This window comes from Bartonella sp. AA1HLJMS (genome assembly GCF_042197445.1).
In the GTDB taxonomy this organism is placed as follows: Bacteria; Pseudomonadota; Alphaproteobacteria; order Rhizobiales; family Rhizobiaceae; genus Bartonella.
Map to the genome: position 1 here is coordinate 16,633 of NZ_JBHIRW010000018.1, position 8,330 is coordinate 24,962.

The 8,330-nt window shown below is 36.1% G+C and carries 5 protein-coding genes; 3 read left to right on the forward strand and 2 right to left on the reverse strand.

The features are described from left to right. Nucleotides 1-171: 171 nt before the first annotated feature. The 3 genes from ACFIQE_RS06100 (at nucleotide 172) to ACFIQE_RS06110 (ending at nucleotide 5,767) form a co-directional block, all read left to right on the forward strand. The gene (locus ACFIQE_RS06100; RefSeq protein ID WP_375613651.1) at nucleotides 172-657 is read left to right on the forward strand and encodes a hypothetical protein; all 486 of its coding nucleotides are present in this window, start codon (nucleotides 172-174) and stop codon (nucleotides 655-657) included. Between the two features lie 2,215 nt (nucleotides 658-2,872). Beyond that, nucleotides 2,873-3,316, forward strand: coding sequence for a hypothetical protein (locus ACFIQE_RS06105; protein WP_375610680.1), 444 nt, complete (start codon nucleotides 2,873-2,875; stop codon nucleotides 3,314-3,316). Nucleotides 3,317-4,993: 1,677 nt separating this feature from the next. Then, a complete protein-coding gene (locus tag ACFIQE_RS06110) occupies nucleotides 4,994-5,767 on the forward strand; it encodes a DUF4167 domain-containing protein (protein ID WP_375707390.1) in 774 nt (257 codons plus the stop codon). A gap of 1,535 nt (nucleotides 5,768-7,302) precedes the next feature. On the opposite strand, the gene ACFIQE_RS06115 is transcribed toward ACFIQE_RS06110, so the two are convergent. Continuing rightward, nucleotides 7,303-7,752, reverse strand: coding sequence for a hypothetical protein (locus ACFIQE_RS06115; protein ID WP_375641010.1), 450 nt, complete (start codon nucleotides 7,750-7,752; stop codon nucleotides 7,303-7,305). Between the two features lie 44 nt (nucleotides 7,753-7,796). Beyond that, nucleotides 7,797-8,162, reverse strand: a complete 366-nt coding sequence (locus tag ACFIQE_RS06120; protein ID WP_375641011.1) for a hypothetical protein — start codon at nucleotides 8,160-8,162, stop codon at nucleotides 7,797-7,799. Nucleotides 8,163-8,330 lie beyond the last annotated feature (168 nt).

An 8,330-nucleotide genomic window follows, 5' to 3' on the forward strand; every position in this document is an offset into this window, starting at 1 on the left:
TGAGGTTTTCTGAGGTTTTCTGAGGTTTTCTGAGGTTTTCTGAGGTTTTCTGAGGTTTTCTGAGGTTTTCTGAGGTTTTCTGAGGTTGTCTGAGAAATGCAAGAGCCGTACAACGAAAAAAGAGATGCAAATGCCTTAATACGCGTTTAGCTTATAAAAAAGGGGGATATAATGGCACTTTTTCCATTTTCTATTGCTGATATTGATGATCCGGAATGTATTCGTGTGGTTCTTTATGCTAGCGGAAGAATGGGACATGCTCCTTTAAACGCATTGTTGAAGAAAGCATATGAAGATATTACAAAAATTGCAAAGCGCATGGATGCTTTAGAAAAAAAATTAAATGCTCTAGATCTTACCAATGTCGAACAGAAAAAAAATGAGAAAGAAGAGAAGCAAGACAGTATTAATAGTGTTGTGAGTGGTGGAATAACGACACCAAACAGTTTTGTGAGCGCACCAGAAATTAAAACAGAATCATCGTCCGTTGGAGACATATTTTTTTCTCCAATATACGAGGCGCCAAAAATAGACTACAGCTCTTTTATTTCAAAATTTACAGCACATAAGCCGCTAGGAATATACAGTAGTGTTGCTCAAAACATCAGTGTTGAGCATTCTAGAGAGATTTCTTCTTTGTTAGAAAAGGAAAAATAGAAAAGAGTGATCATAACAATATGTATGGGTTGAAGCTATAGATGAGATAAACCTGATTTATATCTTCGGTGGGGATTGGAATTGCACTCTGTTTGAGATGTTAAAAAAGGGTAAAAATTGATAGAGAAGCGTTGTTGCAGGATAAGTTGATCATGCGTTGTTGGGGAGAGTAGGGCGCATATTGAAATCTAAGGGCAAGTTTTTAAAGCCTACAGAGAAAGGAGCCGTGTTCGAACAAAAACGCATGACAAAAGAAGTTTTAAAAAAGATAAAAAATCTTGCAATCATTTTAAAAAGCTTTTTGGATAGGGCGTTTGATGATTTTAAATCTATAAAAAATTGCCATTTTTACGCTTTTTAAAAAGAAAAAAAGTGCAGTTCATCGCAATTTTAATTTGTTAAAAATCCCATAAAAAGAAAATGTTAATTGCTAAAAGGACAAAAGCAGAAAAATGCCTATAAGAAAATCATGCGTATCGTTGTGTCTTTTCTTATAAAGAAGAGAAATGCTATACTGTTGGAGCAGGCTTGAAGGCTAACGTTTCACTTGTTTTCTTATCAGACAAGATTGTACAAGCGGTTGTTGATTTGTCTTGTCCTGTTTATGCTGTAAAGACTGTCCTTTCAGGTGTGATGATATAAGGCAAGTCTCTTTGTAAGAGCTTCCATGATACAAAAAGTGTTTTTTAAAGGGCGTGGCAAATATTTAAGGCAGGCTTATTTGTTGAGCTTTAAGTTTAAATCAATCACATACGAAAAAGCCAAATGGACCCCACTGCAATCTGGGCTGTTGATAAATCAGATTGGGTGAAGAATCTTCATCTTTTGAAGTGGTGAATGTAAGTTAAGAAAAACCAGCTTTTACAAGCGTAAAAGAACGGATCTTATTATAATTATGGACTTAAATCATGTGTGTTTTTTCATGGATTATATTGAGATAAAGCTAAAAAGTATTTTGATTTATTTGATACGTTTTTATTTTAGAAAGTGTATTGTTATAAACAGCTCTCCTCAATACGAATGTATCATTATTTATACTCTTTTTGGATATTTTTATAAATATAATTAAAAAGCTTGCAATACTATACGTTTTGTGTATAAGTATTTATTATTGATTTCTTTTGTATTTTATTTAGTTATATCTCTATTCATAAGCCGCGCCTTTAAATGGTGCGGCTTTTTTTACTTTCTAATAACAGGGGCGCTATATATTTGTTATTGAGATGGCTTTGGATATGTTTCTCATTATTGTATTTTGTGATTTCATTTTGCAGTGAAATCTTTAAATTCTTGTGTGTTTTATCCCAATAGGGAAGATTCAAATAAAAATGCAGGCGTCTGGTTTCGGTTTCTTTGCTTTGGTTGGGGGGGGGGCGTTGAATAGTTAAAGAATCTTTGTGATTGTTTGACAGAGAATGATATGAGGTGAAGCATAAAATGGTGGCGCATTTGAAGGGCCATTATCATACATGCCAGCATGGTCAAAAATGCAAATGTGTCTTTAACAGTGTTTGTTGATCTCGATTAGAAAGTCTATTCTTTTTTGTTTGGAGTTTTACATCTATAATCTCTTATCTTGTTTTAGCGACTGCTTTTTGAGGGGGCGGTAATAGAAGGCGTGTAAAATTTTATATATGAAGTGTTTGTGTGGTGAATAACGGTAAATCCATTGAGCACTCCCATCTTTACGCTTATGTAGAGGCAAGCCCGCACCATCATTGTATTTGCTCGCTCCCAATATTACGACAGCCTTGGTTCGTGAGACGATTCATAAGAGGCATATGCCTTTCTTATACAGTTTTTAATCCACATACCAGTTCCGCTTGTAACTTGTAAGCAACATGGTTTTGGTTGATTTAACATAAACAGGTTTGAAATGAGAGAATCCTATGGTGTTCGGGTTTCTCATTCAACGTGCAAAACAATAAATACTCTTTGTAAATCAATGTGATGTGTCTTAACAAAGACGAATTGTTTATAGATCCGCATGGATGAAGAATCTTTGTCTTTAAAAGTGGTGAGAGAAAATCATCAGCCCTATTTTTTCATAAAGGGCATGAGAAAAGTGTTTCATAAGAATTATACGGTAAAAAAGAGAGTCTTTTGACATAAGAGTCTTGATCGTTTGCGGCTATAACCTGTATTGTGTACACAGATACTTCTATCATTTTTTGCTGTAAAAGCTTCTCTTGGGATATTAAAGGGTACAATCTTTATGGAAAAAAGAATCCGAGCAAGACAAAAGGCTTATTTCAAAAGATTATATCGCAAGATTGCTTTTGTTTGCATAATACTTTTTTGTATAGTGTTTTTGTGTTTTGTTGTTGCAAAGGTGGTTAGTTATTTTTCTTCTCATAAAAAAGTAACACAACAAGCACCCGTTGAATTGGTTATTCCTGTTTTTGATCTACGCGTATATTGCAAGGAAATTTCTGCTTCCGTTATGCCCGATATGAAAAGAGAGGTTTATCAGCATTGTCTTAATTTGGAAAGTGAGGCCTATTTTGCTATTCGTGAAATGTGGGATAAGCTTTCTGATAGTGCTAAAAAACAATGTTTGACGAGGGTCCGTCCTGGGGATGGAAATTATTTTCTCTTACGAGACTGTTTTCTGAATGAAAGAGAAAATAAAACAGGCAAAAGGCGCAATTACTTTTAAGTTTTTATATGGAAAGTTAAAAGGATGCGAATTTTGACAAAAAGATAAAAGCCTCTTAAATGACTATCTGCCTCATGACCAATAGCAGCTTGATTTATTTATCTTGTTATATCGCACTTCTTATTTAAGGTATGGCGACATAAGGTATGGATGGCCTCCTTGAAATGTTTAAGGGGGCGTGGTGGAGTTTCAGGAGGGTTTGTTGCGCTTTTTTAAGGGAAATAACGAGTGTGGGAAATCCATTTCGTAATGGTTTTGGTGAATGGTATAATGGTAAAACCCTCATGAATGTATAAAATTTATAGAGCATGTTCATCTTTATGGTTTGAAAAAGAGTAAGCCAGTACTATCTCACATTTTGCTCGCTCCCAATGGTGCCTGTCGACAGCCCTTTAGCCTTAGAGACGGTTCATAAGAGGCACTTTTAGTCTTTTTATCGTTTTTACTCCACGCAGGTTTTCCCACATGTAACATGCAAGAAAAAGAGATTGATTCAACAGCAAACAGATTGAGGATGAAAAATCCTACGATATTAATTTTCTTACTCAACACAAAAAATATGAATTACCATTACAAATCAATTCAGTGTATGAATTTTATAAGTATTTTCATTGTTGACAGACCAGTGTGATTTGAGAATCTTCATTCTTTGAGGGTGTAAGTCAATAGACATGACAAAAATGAGTAAAAAACATTCCTTTTATAAACATTTACGGCTTCTTCATGCGTAAAGCGCTGTGCTGGGTTTAAAAATGTGCTTGTTTTATAATTCTAGTTTTCTTTATCAGAAAAGATAAGTAAGGAAATACGTTAGGCCATTCTTATTGATAGGCTTTGAGGAGGGTATTTTTTTGAGAAGAAGCTGATTTTTAAAAAAGTGTGACATATTGGTCGTTTTTTTCATAATTTGATATTTTTTTGTATTTAAATATTTTGTTTTTAAGCTCAATTTGTTATAAATAAAAACTGTGATTAACTTAAAAACTCTATGGGTTAAAATAAAAATTGATAGTATCATTGACTTGTTTGGGAAAGAAGATTGATCTCTTGGTGATTATAGGGCTTGAATAATACTTCGTGTTAATCTATCTATAAAAGTTAAGAGGTTTTGTGAGGCGATCGTGGATTATCGCTCGCAAGGGGTTGCTTTAGCGATGAAGAGAGGCTATATTTATAAAATAAAGAGGTTCGCGCAGTGACTCGTTGGGATGGAAGTGCTTGTGAGTTAAATGCACGAGGGGGTAGAGGATATCGGCGTTTTTAGGAGCGGTGGTTTTAGAGCAAAAAAGGAAGCTTCTAGTATTCTCTGGCAGGAATTTTTTCTTTGTCAGGTGTGTTATATGTGTGTTTTCCTTTTTGTTTTCCACAAGATAATTATTTTTTTTAGTGAAATATGGTTTATTTTAAAAAAAACACTTGGCATTTTACGTGAACATCATTAGGTTTCTGCTGTTTGACAGAGAAAAAGGGAATTTTTGATTTACGATTTCCCTGCTGTTTTGTGATTTTCAAGAAAATATATGCTTTTATCAATATCAGTAGGGTTCGTTTGAGTGAAATAAACGCGGATAGCTTGATAATCGTATGTTAAACATGATCAGCATTATCAAAAGATAATGTAATGAGGAAGCGTCAATTAAGACACACATAAGACAAACACTCCAAAAAGGGATAAAGATGAGGCCACAACAAAATAGACGGGTACGCGGTCGCAATAATAACAATAATGGTAATAACAATAATAATCGTCGCGGTCCTAATCCGTTGTCTCGCAATTATGAAAGTAGCGGTCCGGATGTTAAAATTCGCGGGAATGCTCAGCAAATTGCCGATAAATACATAAGCCTTGCGCGTGATGCACAAGGTGCAGGCGATCGTGTTATGTCGGAAAATTATTTACAACATGCCGAGCACTATTTGCGTATTATTTTAGCAGCAGCTGGGCAAATGTCTCAATCGGTTCGGCGTGATGAAAATCGTGGTGATGAAAACGAAAATCGTGATGAAAACAATGGGCAAGAATGCGCTGAAATAAATCTTGATGGTGAAAAAAAGGATGCTGTCGAGGGTGATACAGATGTATTACAAATGTCGTCGCAAAAAAATGGCAATGGCCAATATGATAAAGCGCAAAATGGGGATGCGCGAGAAAACGCTTTAGAGGCTCTATCGGATGAAAAAACAGATCAAGAGCACTGCCTCTCTGAGAAAAATGTTGAACCTGTCAAAAAAATACGTCGTTCTCCCCGTCGACGTACTGTACGGACTCAAGATGAATCATCTCTTGAGCTTTCACTTACAACAGCAGAAAGCTCTAGCAATGGAGATGCATCAACAGCAACAAAAACAGCAACAAAAGAGGATTCTTCTTTGCCTGGATTAGGTGAGGGGATACAGAGAAAACCACGCCGTCGCCGAGTGGTCAATCTTGAGGCAGAGGAAAATGTTTAAACCTGAAGGGTGCTGTGTAAGCGCGCTTGTGTGGTGATGTTATTGGTATCATGATAATAAATTATAATATGCTCAAGAAGCTTCTTGCGCTTTCCTTGAGTTTTCACGGGGCTGTATTGAGACTTAACGAAGGCTGTTGACAGAAAAGATTGCCTTTTTGCTGAGATTTAAGTAAGGGGATACAGGGGAAGATGCGTCGTCGCTCAAGTGGTCAATCTTGAAGAAGAGGAAAATGTTTAAACCTGAAGGGTGCTGTATAAGCGCTTGTGGTGATGTTATTGGTATCATGATAATAAATTATAATATGCTCAAGAAGCTTCTTGCGCTTTCTTTGAATGTTCACGGGCAGTATTGAGACTTAACCAAAGGGTGTTGACAGAAAAGATTGCTTCTTTGCTGAGATTTAAGTAAGGGGATACAGGGAAAGATGCGTCGTCGCTCAAGTGGTCAATCTTGAAGCAGAGGAAAATGTTTAAACCTGAAGGGTGCTGTGTAAGCGCTTGTGGTGATGTTATTGGTATCATGATAGTAAATTATATATACTCAAGAAGCCTCTTGCGCTTTCCTTGAATGTTCACGGGGCTGTATTGAGACTTAACAAAGGGTGTTGACAGAAAAGATTGCTTCTTTGCTGAGATTTAAGTAAGCGGATACAGAGAAAACCGCATCCGTGTATTTTAAGAGGCAGTTCTTTTATGAAGAACGCAATGTCGTTGTTTTATTTAATTCACACTTATGTTCAATGTATTTATGCCCATTTCGCGTTGGTATTCATGAATTCTATTATGTGAAATTCATCGGCTATCTTTGCTTAATAAAAGATGTAAGCTGGGCGTTATTGCTTTAATTTTCAATGTTGCAACAGTTCTTCTTTTGATACCGGATCATTCATAAGAGGTATTTTTATTCATCCATTTCCTTGCTGGGATATGTGAGCAAATGATTTTGATTAAGTTCCTCATGAACAGATTTGAAGGGGGAGAATCTTACAGTATTTGAGGTTCTCGTTCGACATGCAAAATAAATGATCACTATAAATTAATATGTTGAATTTTTGCACTCAAGAAGAGGTATTTCTTGCACGTTCATTAGCTTTTCCCAAGTGATGTCATTTTCTTAAAATGGGAATGCGTTGACAGAAAGGTTTCTTCTTTTCCAAGATTTAAATGAGGGGATACAGTAAAAATGCGCCGTCGCCCGTGTGGTGGATATTTAAGACTTATCACATTAATTTATAATAATAATTCATTGTTTTGAATGTTAGGTGAGAGCCCCTAAACCCCTAGAATTCTCTCATTTCCAAATTTGTTCCATGTTGGATCAACAAAAACCATTCGCTTGCACGTTGCAAACGGGGAGAGCCCGTGTGGATAAATTTGTATAAGAAGGAATAAAAATGGCTCTTATGAACTCTCTCTAGGGCAAAGGATTGTGGGCAACATCCACGAGTTGGCAAAGCGTGTGATAGTGTCGGCTTGCAGAAAATGTTTAAACCTTCAGGATGCTATGTTAAGCGCTTATTGATGTTAGTTTTCTTAATGGGGCATTATCTTCGCTCTCTCTTTTGTTGTTTCAACAGAAAGAATGGAGACAAGTGCACCGGTGTGATAATTGTAAATCATAAATTTTGTTTGTCCATCAGGGGTTAAAACTTTCAGTACAATATTGTGTTCTGAGAGGCTTTGCGACAAAATCTGTGTTTTTTCCGGTAGAGAGAGCGTATGATGGATAATGTGTGGGTTTTTGCTGAGAGAGGAAGATAGCTCTGTTTGTTTTGGCGCTGATCCGGTTGTTATCACTTTATAAACAATTAAAAACAGTACGGTTAGAATAAGGAAAAGCGTTATTAAAACGGAAATAATCATTAAACCCATAAGTTTTTTTCTTACTCGTTCTACAGCAGGATCTAAAGGGAGATCTTGAGGCAGAGAATTTTGCTCTGTGTGATGGTCTTTTGAAGGGTGCATTCGCTTATTATCCATCATGTCTTTCATTGATTATTTTTTTGAGATCTGATGGGTTTATGCTTTTAAAGTTTTTTGTGCAAGAGGTTTGTGGAAGAAGAATGTAAAAGAGGAAGCGATGTTGGTAAAATATCTTCTTTGTGTACTGTAGACAGCTTGTCCTTTACGTTTTGGCTTTTAAGCAGGAAATTTCCACGGTTTGTTACAGACCAGATCAATTTTACTTCTTGTTGATGTAAATCTGCATGGACGTTTATACATTGAGCAAAAATTTGTTGTCCAGAAAATGAAAACTTTTTTGTGGACGGTATCATGGATTGTTCACATGCTTGAGCCGTTGGATAGATTTTAACCATTGTATTGTTCGAATAGCAACTATTAAAATCATCTGTACATGAAACTAATAAGAGGATAAAAACAAAGGGATTCATCAATCATTTTCCAAATGAGAGGTTGACAGCATGGGCTCCAATTTGTCAGCCTAGGGGCTTCTTCACTGTTAAACGCTTTTACAGTTTTTTAGTTCCTCCTTTGAGATGTCGGTTCCTCCTTTGAGATGTCGGTTCCTCCTTTGAGATGTCGGTTCCTCCTTTGAGATG